Origin of the sequence: Rhodococcus baikonurensis (assembly GCF_040489275.1) — a bacterium.
In the GTDB taxonomy this organism is placed as follows: domain Bacteria; phylum Actinomycetota; class Actinomycetes; order Mycobacteriales; family Mycobacteriaceae; genus Rhodococcus_F; species Rhodococcus_F baikonurensis.
Window position 1 is genome coordinate 11,782 of the sequence record NZ_JBEUOQ010000030.1, and the last position, 20,046, is coordinate 31,827.

The 20,046-nt window shown below is 61.3% G+C and carries 14 protein-coding genes, 3 pseudogenes and 1 other annotated feature; of the genes and pseudogenes, 11 read left to right on the forward strand and 6 right to left on the reverse strand.

Annotated features, from left to right (window positions below; genetic code table 11):
- Positions 1-29 precede the first annotated feature (29 nt).
- Together ABWI03_RS32345 and ABWI03_RS32350 are read left to right on the forward strand one after the other, a co-directional pair.
- Positions 30-389: a BlaI/MecI/CopY family transcriptional regulator gene (locus tag ABWI03_RS32345; RefSeq protein WP_019747377.1), complete on the forward strand. Its 360-nt coding sequence runs from the start codon at positions 30-32 to the stop codon at positions 387-389.
- The gene (locus ABWI03_RS32350) at positions 386-1,333 is read left to right on the forward strand and encodes a M56 family metallopeptidase (RefSeq protein WP_019747376.1); all 948 of its coding nucleotides are present in this window, start codon (positions 386-388) and stop codon (positions 1,331-1,333) included. The genes ABWI03_RS32345 and ABWI03_RS32350 overlap by 4 nt, the downstream gene beginning before the upstream one ends.
- 239 nt (positions 1,334-1,572) lie before the next feature.
- Here the strand turns inward: ABWI03_RS32350 and ABWI03_RS32355 are convergent, their stop codons facing one another.
- Positions 1,573-2,802, reverse strand: a complete 1,230-nt coding sequence (locus ABWI03_RS32355) for a prolipoprotein diacylglyceryl transferase family protein (RefSeq protein ID WP_051720982.1) — start codon at positions 2,800-2,802, stop codon at positions 1,573-1,575.
- A gap of 586 nt (positions 2,803-3,388) precedes the next feature.
- Here ABWI03_RS32355 and ABWI03_RS32360 point away from each other — a divergent pair.
- Entirely contained in the window at positions 3,389-4,153 is a 765-nt protein-coding gene (locus ABWI03_RS32360; RefSeq protein WP_030537783.1) for an acyl-[acyl-carrier-protein] thioesterase, read from the forward strand.
- A 149-nt stretch (positions 4,154-4,302) separates the two neighbouring features.
- On the opposite strand, the gene ABWI03_RS32365 is transcribed toward ABWI03_RS32360, so the two are convergent.
- Complete coding sequence (locus tag ABWI03_RS32365) at positions 4,303-5,484, reverse strand: HAMP domain-containing sensor histidine kinase (protein ID WP_030537784.1); 1,182 nt, start codon at positions 5,482-5,484, stop codon at positions 4,303-4,305.
- Positions 5,481-6,239: a response regulator gene (locus tag ABWI03_RS32370; protein WP_030537785.1), complete on the reverse strand. Its 759-nt coding sequence runs from the start codon at positions 6,237-6,239 to the stop codon at positions 5,481-5,483. Before ABWI03_RS32370 ends, ABWI03_RS32365 begins: the two co-directional genes overlap by 4 nt.
- A gap of 140 nt (positions 6,240-6,379) precedes the next feature.
- On the opposite strand from ABWI03_RS32370, the gene ABWI03_RS32375 reads away from it, so the two are divergent.
- From ABWI03_RS32375 to ABWI03_RS32400, 6 genes are all read left to right on the forward strand, one after another.
- Positions 6,380-6,649: an SHOCT domain-containing protein gene (locus tag ABWI03_RS32375; RefSeq protein ID WP_030537786.1), complete on the forward strand. Its 270-nt coding sequence runs from the start codon at positions 6,380-6,382 to the stop codon at positions 6,647-6,649.
- 81 nt (positions 6,650-6,730) lie between these two features.
- A complete protein-coding gene (locus ABWI03_RS32380) occupies positions 6,731-8,314 on the forward strand; it encodes a multicopper oxidase family protein (protein WP_030537787.1) in 1,584 nt (527 codons plus the stop codon).
- A 514-nt stretch (positions 8,315-8,828) separates the two neighbouring features.
- Positions 8,829-9,056: a heavy-metal-associated domain-containing protein gene (locus tag ABWI03_RS32385; protein ID WP_030537788.1), complete on the forward strand. Its 228-nt coding sequence runs from the start codon at positions 8,829-8,831 to the stop codon at positions 9,054-9,056.
- A 48-nt stretch (positions 9,057-9,104) separates the two neighbouring features.
- On the forward strand, positions 9,105-11,408 hold the full coding sequence (locus ABWI03_RS32390) for a heavy metal translocating P-type ATPase (RefSeq protein WP_047270630.1): 2,304 nt from the start codon (positions 9,105-9,107) through the stop codon (positions 11,406-11,408).
- Between the two features lie 363 nt (positions 11,409-11,771).
- Positions 11,772-14,234 carry a heavy metal translocating P-type ATPase gene (locus tag ABWI03_RS32395; protein WP_298782251.1) on the forward strand — a complete coding sequence of 821 codons (2,463 nt, stop codon included), beginning with the start codon at positions 11,772-11,774 and terminating at the stop codon, positions 14,232-14,234.
- A 38-nt stretch (positions 14,235-14,272) separates the two neighbouring features.
- Positions 14,273-14,959 (forward strand): DUF305 domain-containing protein, encoded by a 687-nt coding sequence (locus ABWI03_RS32400; RefSeq protein ID WP_047270628.1) that lies wholly within the window; start codon positions 14,273-14,275, stop codon positions 14,957-14,959.
- Positions 14,960-15,714: 755 nt separating this feature from the next.
- Here the strand turns inward: ABWI03_RS32400 and ccsA are convergent.
- Positions 15,715-15,891, reverse strand: a pseudogene (gene ccsA, locus ABWI03_RS32405) (cytochrome c biogenesis protein CcsA); the annotation flags it as partial.
- Positions 15,892-16,060: 169 nt separating this feature from the next.
- On the opposite strand from ccsA, the pseudogene ABWI03_RS32410 reads away from it, so the two are divergent.
- A pseudogene (locus tag ABWI03_RS32410) lies at positions 16,061-16,354 on the forward strand (transposase); the annotation flags it as partial.
- 14 nt (positions 16,355-16,368) lie between these two features.
- Here ABWI03_RS32410 and ABWI03_RS32415 read toward each other — a convergent pair.
- Together ABWI03_RS32415 and ABWI03_RS32420 are read right to left on the reverse strand one after the other, a co-directional pair.
- Positions 16,369-18,204 carry a tyrosine-type recombinase/integrase gene (locus ABWI03_RS32415; RefSeq protein WP_003943758.1) on the reverse strand — a complete coding sequence of 612 codons (1,836 nt, stop codon included), beginning with the start codon at positions 18,202-18,204 and terminating at the stop codon, positions 16,369-16,371.
- The gene (locus ABWI03_RS32420) at positions 18,201-19,226 is read right to left on the reverse strand and encodes a tyrosine-type recombinase/integrase (protein WP_003943780.1); all 1,026 of its coding nucleotides are present in this window, start codon (positions 19,224-19,226) and stop codon (positions 18,201-18,203) included. The genes ABWI03_RS32415 and ABWI03_RS32420 overlap by 4 nt, the downstream gene beginning before the upstream one ends.
- Before the next feature lie 76 nt (positions 19,227-19,302).
- Positions 19,303-19,432: a sequence feature (AL1L pseudoknot), on the forward strand.
- On the opposite strand from ABWI03_RS32420, the pseudogene ABWI03_RS32425 reads away from it, so the two are divergent.
- Positions 19,376-19,960 (forward strand): annotated as a pseudogene (locus tag ABWI03_RS32425) (IS3 family transposase); the annotation flags it as partial. Its footprint overlaps the feature before it by 57 nt.
- Between the last annotated feature and the right edge of the window lie 86 nt (positions 19,961-20,046).

Consider the following 20,046-nt stretch of genomic DNA (forward strand, 5'->3'; position numbering starts at 1 on the left):
TGACGAATGCAGCTCTACGAGGAGGAAAAATGCAAGGTCTGGGAGAGCTCGAGGCGCTGGTGATGGATGTGCTGTGGCGCTCCACCGAACCGGTCCGTGTGCGCGACGTCATCGACGGCCTCGATGACGACCGTGAACCGGCGTACACGACGGTGATGACCGTCATGGACAATCTTCATCGCAAAGGTTGGGTGCATCGTCAGCGAAACGGGCGCGCGTACTGGTACGAAGCCACGCGAAGCCGCGAGGAAGCGGCAGCTGACGGGTTGCGCGCACTTCTCGAATCCACCGGAGACCCGACCGGGGTCCTGTTGCATTTTGTTCGCGGGACATCCGACGTCGAATCGAAGATCCTGGCGCGTGGATTGCGTGAACGAGGCAAGAAGTGACAGCCGTCCTCGCGTGGGCGGTCGGTGGCCTTCTCGTTGCCGCACTCTCCCCGCTGTTCCTCGGATCGATGATGCGTCGCGGCGTTGATCCGCATGTCGTCCTCGTCTTGTGGGGCGCTCTGGCACTCGGAACTGTAGTGAGTATCAGTGTCCCGGTGATCTTGAGCCTTTTACCCAGTCACGGTGGTGTCTCGTCGCTGATCGAATTCGCCCACAGCTGTTGGCTCGCCCTTCACGACGACGCGCCGGCCAGGCTCGAGACGGCGGTGGGTGTACTCGGTGGGTCAGCCCTGGTCATCGGGGCGGTGCGAGGCACCGTCCATCTGTTCAGCTTCTCCCGCACTCGCCGCGAGCTACACCAGCAGCACCTCGGGTTGCTGCGCATTCTGGGGGGTGCACGGTCCTCGTCACTGCTCTGGCTCCCGGTTTCTGTGCCCTTCGCCTACAGTATCGCTGGGCGCCCCGCGCTTGTAGTTGCGAGCGACGGATTGAGAGATCAACTCGACACCGAGGCTCTTGCTGCAGTACTCGCACATGAACGAGCACACATCACGGGGCGGCACCATCTGCTCGTCAGCGCAGCTCAAACGCTCGCCTACGCGTTTCCGTGGCTTCCGATCATGCGATCTTCGCCCCCATTGGTCCGTGCGTTGGTGGAAATCGAAGCCGACTCCCGAGCCGTTCGTCAGCATGGGCGCGAATCCGTGCACCGCGCACTCTGCAGTATGACACCTCACGAGGTGCCCGTGGCGGCTCTGGGAATAGCGCAGGATTGCCTGGCGTTGCGACTTGATCGTCTGTCCTCCCACCGCACCCACCACCCGGCGCCCATTCGCTACCTCCGCACCCTTGCTGCCTGCGGAACGGCGATCGTCCTACCTGCGGCGCCTCTTCTGGCGCTACTGGGTGCGATGGCGATGGCTTCATGCGCAGCAGGTGCTTGAAACAGTGCGAAACCGGGTCGTGGACGAACAAGGAGTCCGGCCCGCAGGGGGCCAGTGCTCAAGGCCGGTTCACCCCCTCCTCGAACTGAACCGGCCTCATGCACCGAACGCGGCGCCAATCGAATTGGCCAGATCCCGCGCGAAACTTGATTCGTGGCCATCCCAATTTTCGTGAGACTCACCTTCTGCGCACGTGGCATCGGCAGAAAAGCGCAAAAGGCTACTACTCTGGGTCACGATCACACCACGCCCAGCAGAATCGTCGCGACGATGACAATTCCGCATGCCGCGCTGGTCAGAAGCCGCCCGCGCCGTGTATGAGGGTCCGCACGATAGGGGAACAACCCTTGACGGACCCACGTGTAGATAGCCGCGGCGACAACGAATACTGCTCCGTCATAGGGCGTTTCGGTGCCGTAGAGGACGAAAATCAGTGTCGCGAGGCCGATGATCAAGCCTGCGAACGCTTCGATCAGTTGCACGGGGATTCGGCGCACCGCGAGAGTCCGGTCCGAAGCCCACATTCCCCATCTCGACCTGGTAGGTCGACCCGAACAGCATCCTGTCAAAAAGCATCCCGGGCGCCCGATCGCAATCCCGAGAAACAACCCGGGCGTTGTCATGTCCAGTAACACACCGACGCCCAGACCGAAGGCTGCTCCGCCGAGCACCAATACCGCGAGCGACACCACCAAAAATCCTTGTATGCATGCGCCGGCAGAGACGAATTTTCGAAGGCTCTGGCGGTGAAGTGCCAAGTACCAGAGCTTCGCACCCACGTAGCCGAGAAGGCAGCCGAGGATCGAAATGAGAACTGCCGCAGTGGCGTTCTCGCTCATACGGGTCAAGAGCAGTGCCTGCATGACGATGGCGAACACTGCACCCAAACCGACCAACAGCGGCCACGTCCAGAGTCGCACGCCGGGCCCGTGCACCAATGGCGCTGCGGTAGTCCAGGCCGTGGCGGTCTGCGGAGCTGCGATGTCGAACTGCCCGGTGGTGTCGTCCGGAGTTTCGATGCGCTCGGCACTGACAGTCCAACTACCAGTGGCGATTCCGCGGATTCTCGCAGTCACCGCGAAGCGTTCCCCCGCTGGAACACCGTTGACGTGGGTGACCCTCTCGAAACGTTCCGGTTCGCTGCCCGGGCTGTTGCGGGCTCCTCGGAACAGAATCGACAGATCGGAAGTAACCTCGGGCGATTCTCCCCAGTACGTTGCTGCGAGCCCCTGTGGTTCTATCTGCGTGAACGCTTCAGCGCACCCACCGCCGGGCGCAGCGAGTTCCGTTGCAGCGGTCGACTCGTCGTCACCCAATGGCCGGGCAACGCGTTCAGTGCCCGATGGCTTGGTGGGCATCGCCTTTTCGGCGATGGCCGGCGCCGGCGGTGCTTGAGCCAAGGCCGAGGCTGGCGTCGGCGCTGCTTTACTCAGATACGCCGCTGCGGCCGCTGCGGCCAGTTCTTCCACGGCACTACCGGCCGGACTGGGCCTAGCACGGGGTGTTGTGCCGACTTCGTCGTGCGGTCGTGAAGTGGGGTTCCGCTTCGGTGACGTGGCGCGTCGGGCTCGACTCTGCGTCGTAGACCGCTGTTTCGCGCGGGTTTTGGTTGATTTTTTGCTCACCGTCGCCCCAATCTCTCGGTTGGCGCGGATGCCCACCGAACTACTAAGGTCGATAGTAGCTGAACTACGAACCTGGATAGTAGGTAGAGGTCGAGCGCGAACGCGCGGGTGGGCACTGCGGCGAGACGAGGCGCTTCGAGGCCGAGCCGAGGAATATGGGAATTCCATGGTGCCGCAACGATCTTGGGCACACTCAAGAAGGACCTGGAAAGGACATCGAACGTCAACCGGCAATCGCGCGGACAGTGTAGTAGTTTGCGAGACTGGATAGGCTCCTTGTTCACCATGTTCGGAGACCGGGCACGGACTACTGGGTACGACTGCGGCAGACCCGGCGGCTGATGCGGGACTGGGCGTAGGGATCGCACTACGTTGCAGCAAGGGTGTGCAAAGTATCGAAGCGAACAATCACATCTAAGGGATCTGCAAAATGGAAGCTGACGCGATGCGCAACCACCGCCTGGTGGATTTGCCGACCAATGGCGCGGTGTTCGAAACCTCTCGGCCGGTACGGACGGGAGATATCGACGTCTCCGGGACGGTGCGACTCGATGGCGTTGCACGTTATCTGCAGGACATCGGTTTCGACGATCTCGATGCGAGCGGCGCAGCGGCTGCCCACCCGGTGTGGGTCGTGCGCCGCACAGTCATCGATGTCATTCGTCCGGTCAGCTGGCCGGCTCGTGTGCGCATGCGCAGATGGTGCTCGGGGTTGTCGAGCAGGTGGTGCACGATGCGTGTCCGCATCGAATCCGACGGCGGCGGCTTGATCGAGACCGAAGGATTCTGGATAAATCTCAATCCGGTCAACGGGATGCCTTCCAGGATCGAAGAGAGTTTCATGGCCGGACTCGGTTCGACCGCCAACGATCACCGATTGAAGTGGAAACCCTGGCACACCGCTCATCCGGGCGATGGGGAGGAAACGACATTCGTCTTACGATCGAGCGATATCGATCCGTTCAACCACGTCAACAACGCCACGTATTGGCAGCCTGTCGAAGACCTGATCAGAGATTGGGCCGGACCCCGAAATCCACTCCCCTACCGAGCGATTCTCGAATATCGCTCTCCCATCACCGCGGGAAACGACGTGACCGTGCGGTATCACAGTTCAGGGGAGAGCCTGAGTAGTTGGTTCCTGGTCTCGGGTTCGGTGTGCGCGAGTGCCTACGTCACAGCGATCGAAGTGTAAGTCCCCGGGCCGGGTCACCTCTGCGCTCTGGTCTCTTGAATCGTCATTGATCGGTTCACCTCACGAGTTCTTGACCAGGTGTGCCGGTAGCGGCGGGGTGAGTGGGTGTTCCCGGAGCGTTTCCATTACCTCGAATGTCGCGTCGAATGTCACGCATCGACAGTTCCCCGGCAGTCGATGTGCCGCCCTTTCGGACGATGTACTGGCAACGCGATAACGAAGGTGGTGCCTTGCCCGGCTCCGTCACTCGCGGCGGTGATCTGTCCACCGTGTGCTTCGACGAGTGCTTTCGCGATGGACAGTCCGATCCCTGCCCCTCCGTGAGCACGATCGCGTGCTGCGTCGGCGCGATAGAAACGCTCGAACAGATAGGGGAGGTGCTCGGCGGCGACTCCATCGCCTTCGTCGGTGAGTGTGAGGATGAACCGATCCCCTTTCACCCGTCCCCGCACCTTCACTGTGCTCTGTGATCGACTGTGGCGCAGTGCGTTGTCGAGCAGATTGCTCAACACTTGCCCTATGCGCTCCGGGTCCAGCCACACCGACGGCAGATTTCCGGGGACGTCCACGCTCAGAATGACTGCTTTCGTGTCGTATCGTTCTTCGTGCGCCGCTACCGCTGAGCTCACCAGTACCTCAGGTCTGGTCCATGTCGGTTCGATTGCAGCTCGATTCGTCTCGGCATCGGACAGCGCCGAGACGTCGCCGGAAAACCGTGCCAGACGTCGGGTCTGATCTCTGAGCATCGCAATGGTGTGATCATCGAGAGCTTCCACTCCGTCTTCGAGCGCTTCCATGAATGCTTCGAGAACAGCTACCGGCGTCCGGATCTCGTGCGCGAGATCTGCCAGCAACCGTCGACGCATCGACTCGGCAGACTCGAGACGGACCGCCATTTCGTTGAAGGCCGTCGCAAGTGCGTCGAAGTCGTCACCGAGCTGCGGCGGCGGGACTCTGGCCGCGTAGTTTCCCGCCGAGACTGCCGTGGCGGCAGTTGACACCGCAGTCACCGACCGCTGCAGCCGACGACTGAGATACCAGGTCACAGCCAGCGCGCACAACGCAGCTGCGCCGATCGCCACGGACAACGAGACCGCAGTTGCCGAGCGATATGCCTGCTCGGCATGCATTTGCTCCTCAGACATCGGAGGCACGCCCGCGCGGCGCAGATGCTCGCGGAACAAACTCGGACCGACAGTGACTGCAACGACCCATGAGGTGGCCGCTCCTGCCACCAAGACCAGCGTTTGGGCCATCAACAAACGCACGCCGACACCGAGTCCTCGGCGGGTACGCCCCTGATGAGACGAAAGTTCTTCCAGGGTAGTCATTTTCCGGAACCCATTCGGTACCCGATGCCGCGCACGGTATTGACATACAAAGGCGCGGCGGGATCATCGCCGAGTTTGCGGCGCAGATGACCGATATGAACATCGACAAGATGTTCGTTCCCCGTCCACGCAGGACCCCACACTGCTTCGATCAGTTGCCGACGGCTGAACGCCATCCCCGGCCGAGCGGCCAATGCCGCCAACACGTCGAATTCCGTCCGAGTCAGCAGAACCGGTTTCTCGGCGACCGAGACCTCTCGCCCGGCAACGTCGATCCTGAGCACCCCGAACGTCATTGGCGGACTCTCCTCGTCTCGGGTTACCGCTCTCGCAGTTGTACCGTGCGCGACTCCGCTGCGGGGTCTGCGCATCATCGCGCGGATCCTCGCTACCAACTCTCGGGGGCTGAACGGCTTGCTCATGTAATCATCGGCACCGACAGAAAGCCCGACGATGGTGTCCACTTCCTCACTGCGAGCAGTCAGCATCACCACGTATGCATCCGAAAATGTACGAAGTTCCCGGCATACCTCGATGCCGTCGATACCGGGCAACCCGAGATCGAGGACCACCACATCAGGATCGACCTCACGTGCCAGGGCGAGAGCGTCGAAACCGTTGTAGGCCACACTCACCTCGAATGACTCTCGTTCGAGGTAACTCGAGATGATCGAGGCCAGTGGGCGTTCGTCGTCGACGACCAGTGCCCGAAAACCTGCGTACCCGTCGGTTGACCGTGTTGACGTACTGTCCATGCCACCATCGTGGACTGCTCAGTCGCCGCTGCGCACGCGATACACGGTATGCGGTCACCTCTTCAGCGAATCTTCATAGAAAGCACACCGATCCCAGAGGGTTCGGCGAGCACTGTCGAAGGTGAGGAGAGTGAACGGACATGATGTGGTGGAGCGAGAATTCGGGTTATGGAATGGGTTGGGTCAGCTGGATTCTGATGGCGCTGGCGATGATCGCATTTTGGGGGTTGGTCATTGCGGCCCTACTTGCTTTGTTTCGTCCCAGGCGCAGTACCCGCAGCGAACTCCGTGGTACGAATGCGCAGCATCTGTTGGATGAGCGCTACGCCCGCGGCGAGATCGACGATGACGAGTATCGCTCCCGCAGTGAAGCTTTGGATCGATCCTCTCGTCGACACGAGAGTCGTTGACCTCTGCCGCACGCGCGCCCCGGGCTCGGTGGCGTATCAGTTCCGTTTCTCCACAACGACTAGACAAGGACAATCACAATCATGGCTATTGCGCCGTTCACAGGATCGGCTTTCAGTCGACGTACGTTTCTCGCCGCCACGGCGGCGGGGGCGGGTGGCCTGGCGTTGACCGCATGCACCACCAGCGGATCGTCCAACCCGAACCCCCCGCCGTTCGACAAGAATGCCATCACGTCCGCTGAGGCAGCGCGCCCGCATACCGGTCGCACCGTGGACTACACGCTCAATCCGCAGGGTGCCGATATCGATCTCGGCGGCATCACGGTGCGCACTCTGGCATACGGCGACAGTGTTCCCGGTCCGTTGATTCGCGCGAATGTCGGTGACGAGTTGGCGATCACCGTCAACAACGGACTCGATCATCAGACATCGGTGCATTGGCACGGCATCGCGCTTCGCAACGACATGGACGGCGCCATGCCGGCAAGCCCGAACATCGAATCGGGGCAGAACTTCACATACCGGTTCTCAGTACCTCATTCGGGAACGTATTGGGCTCACCCGCATGTCGGTCTCGACACCGACTACGGCCTGTATCTCCCCATCGTCGTCGACGACCCCCGCGAGCCCGTCGACTACGACGCCGAATGGATCGTGGTTCTCGACGACTGGACGGATGGAGTCGGCACGAGTCCGCAACAGATCCTCTCCGACCTTCAGTCCGGAAACGGCATGGGTTCGATGGGCGGATCCGGGATGGGCAACATGCCTGGCATGGGTGGAATGAACCACGGGTCGGCCGAAACCACGCTGCCCGCCACCTCGGGTGGCCCTAACTCGGTAGAATCAAGCGCTCTGCTCGGTGGGGACGCGGGTGACGTCAGCTATCCGTACTATCTGATCAACGGGCGGATAGCTTCTGCACCGACAACTTTCTCGGCCGCTCCCGGTCAGCGTGTGCGTATTCGCATCATCAACGCGGGTGCGGATACCGCTTTTCGAGTCGCCCTTGCCGATCACGTGATGTCCGTGACCCATACGGACGGTTTTCCGGTCGTACCGACAGAAGTCGATGCGCTTCTCCTCGGCATGGGTGAGCGCTACGACGTGATCGTCACGGTCAAGGACGGTGTATTCCCGCTCGTCGCCGCGGCCGAGGGTAAGAACGCTCAGGCTCGGACGCTGCTGCGTACAGGCTCGGGCGCTGCGCCCGACGCGTCGTTCCTCCCTCGGGAATTGGCAGGTCGAGTGGGCACGGTCGAGTCGTTCACTGCAGCCGAAAGTGTCGTTCTGCCGCGAAGCGATGGCACCGGTGTCGATCTCGTGGCAGACCTCGGGGGGGACATGATGAGCTACCAATGGACGATCAACGGTCGGAACTACGACCAAACCGAACCTCTGACCGTCAAAGAAGGGGACCGAGCCCGGCTCACGTTCACCAACATGACGATGATGTGGCATCCCATGCATCTGCACGGGCATACGTTCCAAGTGGTCAAAGGTGACGGCGGTGTCGGCCCTCGTAAGGACACAGTCATCGTTCGTCCGATGGAATCTGTCGCTGTCGATCTCATCGCCGACAACCCGGGCGACTGGATGCTCCACTGCCACAACGGATATCACCAGGAGTCGGGTATGATGACCCGCTTGGGCTACATCGTCTGACACGTGGAGACGTCCGAACACACGATCACACCAGCACGGGAGGCGCGACCTGATTGGGCCGGCATCTCATTCGATGCCTCTTCCTACCCCGTTCGGCGAGGTGAGATTGTGGCCGCCCCGGCATCGGGTCAGCGTCCCGGAATCCCCGGCCTCTGCCCTGCCGCTGGACTGGGATCGAAATCCCGCGAACGGCGCAACTGCCCATGGCTCCGGTGTACACCTGGCGACACTCCACGGGCGCTCGAAATTCGACGTTCTCTGCGCGGGCGAATACACGAGGGAGAATCCGACCAAATGTCCGACGGAAGTAGTCGAGGCGCAGCCTTGACTCACCTTCTCCTAACGCGAGTATAGTAGAAACAGGTACCCCCCTGGGGTACCAGACGGGAAGGGAATCATGAGCGGTCAGACTAACTCGCAGCCGAATCTACTCGATAAGACGCAACGCGGCTGTGGATGCAACTCGACGAAGAAATCACCCACGACATCCGCGCCCACCCCTACGGAGGACATCATGTCTGCAACCAACAACACGTTCGCGGTCACCGGCCTCACCTGCGGGCATTGCGTCGGCGCCGTCACGGACGAGCTGCGCGCCCTCCCCGGAGTGAGCGAGGTCGAGATCGATCTCGTCGCCGGAGGAGTCTCCACCGTGACCGTCACAGCTTCAGCGCCACTGACCGAGGAACAAGTAACTGCCGCGCTCGACGAAGCCGGCAACTATCATCTCGCGAACATCTGACCGGGCGCCCACACCGCCAGCGTAGGCAGGTCAGGAGAGGTACATCTGATGAGCACCCTGGACAACACGACCGTCGCTGCCGAGTCCGCACACAGTGTCGAACTGGTCATCGGCGGCATGACCTGCGCCTCCTGCGCCGCGCGAATCGAAAAGAAGCTCAACAAGATCGACGGCGTCACCGCGACAGTGAACTACGCGACCGAAAAGGCGAAGGTCGATTTCACGGGTGCGGTAGCACCTGAAGACTTGATCTCCACCGTCGAGGCAACGGGATACACCGCCACCTTGCCTGCCCCCAAGGGCTCGTCCGGGGAGGTCGGCACTACCGACGGGGTGGACGCCCGAATCCAGGACGAGGCTTCGCAACTGCGGACCCGACTGCTCGTCTCGCTCGCATTGACTGTGCCTGTGGTCGCATTGTCGATGATCCCGCCATTGCAGTTCACGAACTGGCAGTGGCTGGCCTTGACGCTCGCATCTCCCGTCGTCGTCTGGGGCGCACTCCCCTTCCACCGCGCTGCACTGACGAATGCCCGACACGGCGCGGCAACAATGGACACTCTGATCTCGGTGGGGGTGTCGGCGGCCTACCTGTGGTCACTGTGGGCGTTGTTCTTCGGTCATGCCGGAATGGCCGGCATGAAGATGGAGTTCAGCCTGTTCCCACAGCAGGAGGGCGGAGCGGACCACATCTATCTGGAAGTCGCTGCTGCGGTCACCGTCTTCATACTGGCGGGGCGATATTTCGAAGCCCGCGCCAAGAAGCAGTCGGGTGCAGCCCTACGCGCACTGATGGACATGGGAGCCAAAGACGTAGCGGTGTTGAGGGAACACACCGAGATCCGAATTCCCACCGAACAATTGGTGGTCGGTGACATCTTCGTCGTACGCCCCGGCGAAAAGATCGCGACCGACGGCATCGTCACCGACGGCACATCTGCGGTGGACGCCTCCATGCTGACCGGCGAATCCGTGCCAGTCGAAGTGCGCCCTGGCGACGCCGTTGTCGGCGCCACCGTCAACGCTGGAGGGCGACTCCTCGTTCGAGCAACTCGTATCGGCGCCGACACTCAGCTCGCTCAGATGGCACGACTGGTCGAAGATGCACAGAACGGCAAGGCTCAGGTCCAACGTCTCGCCGACCGCATCTCCGGAATCTTCGTCCCGGTCGTCATCGTTCTCTCACTGATGACGTTGGGTGCGTGGCTTTTGACCGGTCACTCGATGGTGACGGCGTTCACCGCCGCCGTTGCCGTGCTGATCATCGCGTGCCCCTGTGCATTGGGGTTGGCAACACCGACGGCGCTGATGGTCGGAACGGGCCGCGGCGCCCAGTTGGGGATTCTCATCAAAGGCCCCCAGGTTCTCGAATCCACCCGTCAGGTCGACACCATCGTGCTCGACAAGACCGGGACCGTCACCACCGGGCGCATGAGTGTCGATTCGACAGTCGGCGCAGATGGCGAGAATATCGACGAATTACTTTTTGTCGCAGGAGCGTTGGAGGACGGCTCCGAACACCCGATCGCGCAGGCCATCACTCTTGCAGCTCGGGCTGACGGCCGGCCGTTGCCGAGAATCGAAGGTTTCTCCAACCACGACGGCCGAGGCGTCTCCGGTGTCGTAGACGGCCGAGCCGTTGCTATAGGTCGGCGAACCTGGTTAGAGCAGGACTGGTCTCTCGTCGCACCCAAGAATCTGGAAGTGGCCGCACACGACGCGGAAGCCGACGGAAAGTCCCCGGTGTGGGTTGCGTGGGACGGTTCGATCCGCGGAATCGTGGTCGTTTCGGACACTGTCAAGGACACCTCGAAAGAGGCCATCACTGCATTCCGAACCTTGGGACTACGTCCCATCCTGTTGACCGGCGATAATGCTCGCGCCGCCGTCGCCGTCGCAAAACAAGTGGGGATCGAAGCCGCCGATGTCATCGCCGAAGTCTTGCCCGCGGACAAAGTCAGCGCCGTCAAAGACCTCCAAAGCCGTGGGTATACAGTCGCTATGGTCGGTGACGGTGTCAACGACGCCGCTGCTCTGGCACAAGCAGACTTAGGTCTGGCCATGGGCACCGGCAGCGATGTCGCCATCGAAGCCTCCGATCTCACCCTTGTCCGAGGCGACCTGCGCTCCGCCGCAGATGCGATCCGTCTGTCGCGCTCGACGTTGAAAACCATCAAAGGGAACCTTTTCTGGGCCTTCGCCTACAACGTGGCGGCGTTGCCTCTGGCGGCGCTGGGGTTGTTGAACCCGCTGATCGCCGGCGCTGCCATGGCTTTCAGCTCCATCTTCGTCGTCACGAACAGTTTGCGCCTACGACGATTCACCAGTCATGCCACAAGCTCCGATCACTGATTTGATCCCGAATTCGACTGCCCCGATGACCTTCCGTCTGCCCTGAACTCTTCGGACGCGATGTGCGGGAGAGGTCCCACTGTCCACCCGCAACGAATCCAAAGGTTTCACTTCACGACGACCACCATCACGGACGAGGGCAGTCGTCGACTGCTTGGGACACCATGGTCCTTCATCGAATCTTCACCAAACATCTAACCAAGGCATATCCGCCACCGGCAGGCTCAGTATTGAGACACACGTGGACCCCACAACATCACGCCCCAGAGGTGCCGACGATCTGCCACAACACGGGAACATGCCACCGAGGTATCCGCACAGTCGCTGCCGCAAGAATGGCGGTCACAACGAGAGGGCGCAGAGATGAATCGAACCACCGTTCTCGAAGTACAAGGATTGCAGTGGGCGACATCGAAAGCCGCAGTCGAATCAACTCTCCTTCGCCGACGTGGCGTCGTCTCTGCTGAGGCCAACGTCCTCAACCAAACTGCCACGGTCACCTACGACCCGGCTGCAACCTCGATACCCGAACTGTCCCAATGGATCCGGGACTGCGGCTATCACTGCGCAGGGCGATCAGTGCCCTCCCACAGCTGCGACCCCCTCTCCGAACCAAACGACAGCACCAGCGCCACGCCCTCTGAATACCACGTTCATTCAGACCACGCCGACACATCAACCGACGCACCGGTCGAACACCCCGGCGAATCTCCTCACGGCGAACACACAGCGCACGAACCACATGCTCAACACTCTGCACAGGACATGATGGGGCACGGAGGCGCCCACGCCGGAATGTCGATGGACGACATGGTCCGGGACATGCGAAATCGCTTTCTCGTCGCTCTCGTTCTGTCCATTCCGATCATGCTGTGGTCCCCGATGGGGCGCGACATGTTCGGATTCACAGTTCCCGCCCCGTTCGGACTCCGCGACGACGTATTCACCCTGATACTGAGCTTGCCAGTGGTGTTCTACTCGGCCTGGATCTTTTTCGACGGCGCTTATCGGGCTCTGAAGGCCCGCACCCTCGACATGATGGTCCTCGTTGCCGTCGCCGTCGGGGCGGGTTGGCTCTACAGCGTCGCCGTCACCTTCACCGGCGGCGGCGAGGTCTTCTACGAGGCCGCGTCGGTGCTGACGGCTTTCGTCCTGCTCGGACATTGGTTCGAGATGCGAGCCAGAGGTGGAGCCAACGACGCGATTCGCACACTGCTCGAACTGACCCCGCCATTGGCAATCGTGTTGAGAGACGGCGAACCCGTCGAAGTTCCCACCGCCGACGTTGTCGTCGGAGACCTGTTACTGATCCGACCAGGCGGCAAAGTCCCTGTCGATGGAACGGTCGAGAGCGGAACTTCCGAAGTCGACGAGTCAATGGTGACCGGGGAAAGCCTTCCCGTATCCAAAGAACCGGGATCCGCAGTCATCGGGGCTTCCATCAACACGACGGGCACACTTCGCGTCCGAGCAACCAAAGTCGGTGCCGACACCGCCCTGTCCCAAATAGTGGCGTTGGTCCAGGAAGCGCAGAACTCGAAAGCGCCGGGGCAACGGTTCGCTGATCGGGCCGCGTTCTGGCTCGTCCTTGTTGCTCTGATCGGCGGCACCGGCACCTTCCTTGTCTGGTGGGCGGCGGGTGCAGGAGTGCAGACCGCGCTTCTGTTCGCAATCACCGTCGTTGTCATCACCTGCCCCGACGCTCTCGGTTTGGCCACGCCCACCGCCATCATGGTCGGCACCGGACTCGGAGCTCAACGAGGAGTGTTGTTCAAAAATGCCACCGCGCTGGAATCCTCGGCGCGCATCGAGACGGTAGTGATGGACAAGACCGGCACCCTCACCAAAGGCGAACCCGAAGTCACCGACGTCGTCGTCGACGGTATCGGCACCGATGAACTCCTTTCCCTTGTGGCCGCGGTCGAACGCGAGTCCGAACACCCCCTCGCCGGCGCGATCGTCCGCTACGCGGCCGAACGCGGCGCCCCGGAAGTTCCACTCACAAATTTCCGTAATGTGCCAGGTCACGGTGCGGCTGCGGAGGTGGACGGTCGTCGAGTGGCGGTAGGCAACCGCAAACTGATGATCGCCGAAAACGTCGACTTCGGCACATTGATGGGCACACGCGACGACCTCGCAGCCAGCGGGCGAACAGCAGTACTCGTCGCCGTCGACGGACACGGCGTCGGGGTGATCGCACTCGCCGACGCTGTCCGAGAGACTTCCGCCGCCGCAGTGGCGGCGCTGCACGACTTGGGCGTCGAAGTCGTCATGCTCAGCGGCGACAACGAAGCCACCGCACAGCGCATCGCGGGCCAGCTCGGTATCGATACCGTCATCGCGGAAGTGCTCCCCGGCGACAAAGCCGCCAAGATCGTCGAGCTGCAAAATGCCGGCAAAAAAGTTGCGATGGTCGGGGACGGAGTCAACGATGCTCCCGCGCTCGCACAAGCGGACCTCGGTATCGCCATCGGCGCAGGTACCGACGTCGCAATCGAAACAGCGGACCTCGTGCTGATGCGGTCGGACCCACTCGACGTACCGGTCGCACTACAAATCGGGCGAGGCACCCTCCGCAAGATGAGACAGAACCTCGGATGGGCAGTCGGGTACAACGTCATCGCCCTCCCCATCGCCGCTGGAGTCTTCGAACCCTCCCTCGGACTTGTACTTCGCCCCGAGATCGCAGCGCTGTCGATGTCCGGGTCCAGCTTCATCGTCGCAGTCAATGCACTACTGCTGAAGCGACTACGCCTCCCTTCTCCCCCAGATCAACACCGGCCTTCACCCAGCACTACGAAGTCCACCTCACAGAACGTCTCATGACCCGACAACCGATCTCCCAGCGAAAGGGATTCCCCGATATGAAGAAGGTCCTCGCAATCAGTGCTGCAGCAACTGCAGCACTATTCGTCCTCACCGCATGTAACAGCTCCAATACCGATGAAACTACCTCCACGCCAACGTCAATGAGTGCCGAATCCAGTTCATCGGCGAACGCGAGCACTCACAATCAGGCAGATGTGACATTCGCCGAGCAGATGATCCCGCATCACAGTCAGGCCGTCCAGATGAGCGACATGCTCCTCTCCAAAGACGGTATCGACCCCCGAGTGACGACGTTGGCAGAACAGATCAAGGCAGCGCAAGCCCCAGAAATCGAGCAGCTGCAGGCCTGGTTGACCAGCTGGGGACAGAGTTCGTCCTCCTCTGGCATGAATATGCCGACCACCTCCCACAGCATGGAAGGCATGACACCCTCTACCAGCATGAACATGCCGATGCCCTCAGAGAGCATGGGGATGACGCCGGGAATGATGGAGGGGATGATGTCCGCCGATGACATGACCGCGCTGCAGAATGCACAGGGAACCGATGCCGCGAAACTGTTCCTCGCTCAGATGATCGACCATCACCGCGGAGCTGTCGCAATGGCGCAAACTGAAGTTGATTCCGGACAGTATCCCGAAGCTATCTCCATGGCGCAGACCATCATCAGCGCGCAAAACCAGGAAATCACCACGATGGAAGGCATTCTCGCCACGCTGTGATCACGACTTCCGGCGTTCATTGCTCAGATTTCAGTCGGATGTGAGCGCACGCGGCTCGGTGTCTCTGCTTGACAATTGACCTCGGCAGAGGCACCGAGCCTTCTAGGCGACAGGTCAATACCCCGGAGGACACCGAACACTATCGAGGCAACCTCATTTGTTGGAGGGTTTGGTAATTACACCCGAAGATATCCCGAGATCCGCACGCGCCGTCCTGCGTGCGCGGTCACATTCGTCGGGCTCAACATTCTGGTCAGGCTCCGTGGGATACCCACCAGCACGAGGTAGGAACGGGTGCACAAAAACCCACGCCTGAACCGAACCGATCTATTTGCATCAATCAGGTCCAGGCGCAAACCGAGCCCATCGATTAACGAGGGACAGGCCGGGTACGCAAACGAGAACAGACGACATGGAGGTCATGATGCAGGACGTTCGGCGGGGGATGACCGACTCCGAGTTGATCGCGGAGGCGTACCGACTCGAAAGCCAGCCGGTATTGAGCAGGTGCGACCACATCAGGTTGACACTGATACACGATGAACTCGAGTGTCGCGCAGGATGTCGGGAAAAGAAACTCCCTGACGCGGCGCCACAACGGCTTCCGCCTTGCAAGGGCAGGAAGTGCGCATGATTGACAAGTTTGATCACCACGTTCACACACTCACATCAGAATGGCTGCGCCACTCCCCCGGCATGCAGGCGCGGGGCTCCCCTGATCCATATGCCCCCGCGCCACTCTCACCCGCTCGCTCTCAGTTGAGTCCCGCGTACGAATGGAGGCCGGAGACATCCATCTTGATGATGAAGAGATTGAACAGCATTGCGACGAAACCGGCAATGATTATCCAGGCGGCACGGGTATCGCGCCAACCAGAAGTAGCACGCGCGTGCAGAGAGGCGGCGTAGATCACCCAAGCGATGAAGGAGATGTGAACGACGGTTGAAAACTAGACCACCCGTCGTTTCTGGACTAGTTTTCAACCGTCGTCAACAGGAGACCGTTTCCTTGGGGTCCCATCCTTCTTGACAACATCCAATCGCGCACTATGAATCGCACCGGAGTTTCCGGGGACTTCATCCTTTGGGAAAGATGGAGTCATGTCGTCAGCAACGAACAAAAGGTACCCGCCCGAACTGCGTGAGCGGGCAGTGCGGATGGTCGCCGAGGTCCAACACGAGTACCCGTCGGAGTGGGCCGCGGTCGAATCCGTGGCCGACAAACTCGGTATCGGAACAGCGCAGACGTTGCTCAACTGGATCCGGAGAGCGCAAACCGACGCCGGCCAGCGGCCCGGCGTGACGAGCGAAATGGCAGCGGAAATGCGCAAGCTTCGCGCTGAGAATCGGGAACTCAAGCGTGCCAACGAGATCCTGAAGTCGGCATCGGTTTATGTGGGTGATCGATGTCAAGTGCCCGTGTCGTCGAGTCGCTGGATAAGTCCGTCGAAGACCTTCTGCCGCCCGATCTGGCCCTTGTCTGCGGCGTCGTCTCGCTGACGGGTGAGGGTGGGGAGAAACTCGATGGTGGTGACGAAGAACGTGCATGACTCGCAGATCGACTCGAAGTGGCAGTCGAGTTCGACTGGGCGTGCGCAGTAGCCGTTACCGAGCATCCGCCGGTGGGCTTCGGCGCGGAGTTTGCGCATCGCGGCGGGCTCGTCCTCGGCAGGCAGGACGGCGGGTTCGTGTTTACTGTAGAGGGCTTCGACTTTCTCTGTGACGGAGAAGTATTGGTCGGCAACGGTCCGGTCCGCGATTCGGGCATAGACCATCGTCATCTCCATTGTCTTGTGCCCGAGCAATGCGGCGATCGCCTCGAGGCTCATACCCCGGTTGATGGCCTGCGTCGCGAGTGTGTGCCGCAGCTGATGAGGGTGGACGTGGCCGATTCCCGCTGCGGCAGCAGCGGATTGGACTGCCTTGTCGATTCGGGTGCCCGGGATCGGACGACCGCGGTCGGTGAAGAGCAGCGGACTGTCCTGCCAGTCCGGTCGGTGCTCGAGCCAGGTGTCGATCATTGTTTTGAGTTGGGGATGCAAGGGGACGTACCGGTCGTTGTGGAGCTTGCCGACGGGGATGCGGAGCCAGTAGGCGGAACCGATCTGGACGACCGAATCGATTGTCAGGTCGAGGAGTTCGCCTTTGCGCATGCCGGTACGTGAGAGCATTTCGATGGCGAGGCGACCGAACTCGTCGGGCAGGTTGCGGGCTGCGGTCAAGAACTTGGCGGCGGCGCCGTCGTCGAGGAATCGCGGTAGCGGCTTGTCCTTGATCGGCCGGTCCGAGGAGTAGACCGGCGCTCGGGCAGGGATATCAGGATAGTCCCATTCGATGATGCGTTGATAGAACGCGCTCAGGTGCCCCATGCGCATGCCGATGGTGGTCTTGGACAGGTTCGTGTTCTTGCGATACCCCGGCCGTGCCGCCAACCAGGTCTTGTAGGCCTCGATGTGGGTGCGGTCGATGTCGGCGACGCAGACTACGTCGCTGGTGGTGGCCAGATGGCCGGCGAACTGGCGCAGTGTGGTCTCGATGCAGTCCACCGACGAGACCCGCAGGCTGATGCCGATCTGGTCGAGGTAACGGCGCATCGTAGCGACCATGACGGGCGCGCACTCCTCGGCGCGGTCCCAACCGATCTCGGGCACCGATCGTGCTGCCCAGCGTTTGCGCGGATGTGGCCGGGGTCCTTGGCCGCGATGGAACATGAGCGCATCGAGCCCAAAGAGTGGCGCGTTCAACGATTTCGGTGCACGCCCGACCTTGGCGACTACGGCGGAATGAAACTGGGCCCGGGCCGCGACATACTCCGCCGAGGTGAGCGCCTCGGTCGTGGCGCCGGCGATGACACAGATCTGCGCGAGTTTGGACCACATCTTCCCTGCCTCGCGCTCGCAGAATCCCAAACTTGTTGCCTGCGTGCGGAATGTGGAAGCAGCTACGGGTTCACGTTCGGCCAGATGGGCGCCCCATTTCGATGATGATTGCACAACATAGATCGCATCGACGGCCACCGACTCGAAGACGGCCGCGAAGGCAACGAACGCGCGCACGATGTCGGAAGCTGCCATGCGCGCCGACACCGGTAGCGCGTTCCATGCGCCGAGATCACCGAACCTGTCCTCGAACCGCAGGACAGCCCGGAGTCGGGTTCGGTGGGCATGTGCATTGGTGACCGCGTGAACGTATGTGCGGGCCGCGGTTGACTCAGGTTTTCTCAAAGAGTCTGTCGGAACGCTCATTTCGCATCTCCAGGGATGTCACCGGCGATGCCGTCGAGAATGTCCATCGCCTTGGAATACTCGCCGATCAGCCAGTCGTTGGCCAGATGCAGATAGATGCGTGTGGACTCGATGGATGCGTGCCCGGCTTGAGCTTGAATCGCCTCCAACGCCATCCCCGATTCGCGGAGTCGGGTGAAGCAGGTGTGTCGAAGTTCGTGACATGTCGCATGAGGTAACCCGCCTCGAACTCGGGCGCCGGAGAGAATTTCATCGAGACCGGCCGCGGAAAGCGGGTTGCCGCGTCTGGGACGTTTGAGGACCACGAAGACATGATCGGTGGCACTGTCGATCGGGCGTTCGGCGTCGAGATAGCGGCCGAGGCTTTCGAAGAAGGTCGGTGCGACCGGGACGATGCGTTGGTGGCCGCCTTTGCCGGCGGCGACGAACACTCGTCGCTCACCGGGTCGGACATCGGGCATCCGTAAGCCCAGCACCTCGCATCGGCGTAGTCCGCCGAACAGCATCAACAGGACCATCGCCCGGTCTCGTTCGCAGCGTAGCGCGGCCAATAGTGCGTTGACCTCGTCGGGGCTCAGTACCCGTGGGAGGCGCCGCGGCGCTCTGATCAGTGGGGTCCCGCGAACGTGAGAGCGTCCTGACCGGGTCGAGAGGCCTCGCGGCACGGGATTCTTCTCGACCAGCCCACGCTCATGGAGGTAGGAGAACAGGCCGGAGATCGACGCCAGTCGACGTTTGATGGTCGAGGTGGCCAGTCCCGATTCGCCGTCGCTGAGGCGGACCACATTCTCTTTGCGTGGAAGTCGTTGCGCTTGAATGAAAGCCAGTACATCGCTGGTGCTCACCTGCGTCGGTTCCTTGCCGATGATGGTGAAGAAGACTTTCAGGTCGAACGTCTGTGCCAGGAGGGTGTTGGTTCGTGCTCTCGCAGCGACGAAGCGTAGGTATTCATCGAGAAGTGGTTCGCCGAGTCGTGGAATTTCGCCAGGCGGCCGGACCAGCGCTGGGACGAAAGCATTCATTGTGGGGCCTCCTCGATCGAGCCGACAACCGACATGATCAGCCTGACACTGGATGCGTCAGATCACCCACATATCATGATTTTCTTCGCAGCGGAGCTCGACCGCAACAACAAGTGATCATCGACTACATCAACCGATACAAAAGCGAGTACGGCGTCGAGCCGATGTGCAGGGTGCTCAGCGAGCACGGCTGCTCTATTGCGCCGTCCACCTACTACGAAGCCCGCAACCGTCCTGCATCTCGACGGTCTGTGCGCGACGAAGAGCTCAAAGCCGAGGTCAGCCGTGTACATGCCGAGAATTATTCGGTCTACGGAGCCCGGAAGGTGTGGCTGGAAATGCGTCGAGAAGGCATCGACGTGGCCCGGTGCACGGTCGAACGGTTGATGGGTGCCCTCGGGCTCGAAGGTGCACATCGAGGCAAGGCGAAACGGACCACTATCGCAGATCCACAAGGCCGTCGAGCGGACGATCTGGTACAGCGAAAGTTCAACCCGGTTGCGCCAAATGTGTTGTGAGTAGCCGACTTTACTTATGTTTCGACGTGGTCGGGTTGGGTGTACGTCGCGTTCGTCATCGATGCATATTCACGCCGAATCCTCGGATGGCACACCGCGACGACAATGACGACACCGCTGGTGCTCGATGCCATCGAGCACGCAATCTGGACCCGACGCCGAGAAGGAATTACCGACCTGTCCGGGCTCATCCACCACAACGACCGCGGATCGCAAGGCGCATTCAACTGGTCGAAGCAACACGTTGCTGTTGAATTGATCGTAGGTGTTCGTCCCAAGCTTCAGCGGGGGTTCGCCATTGG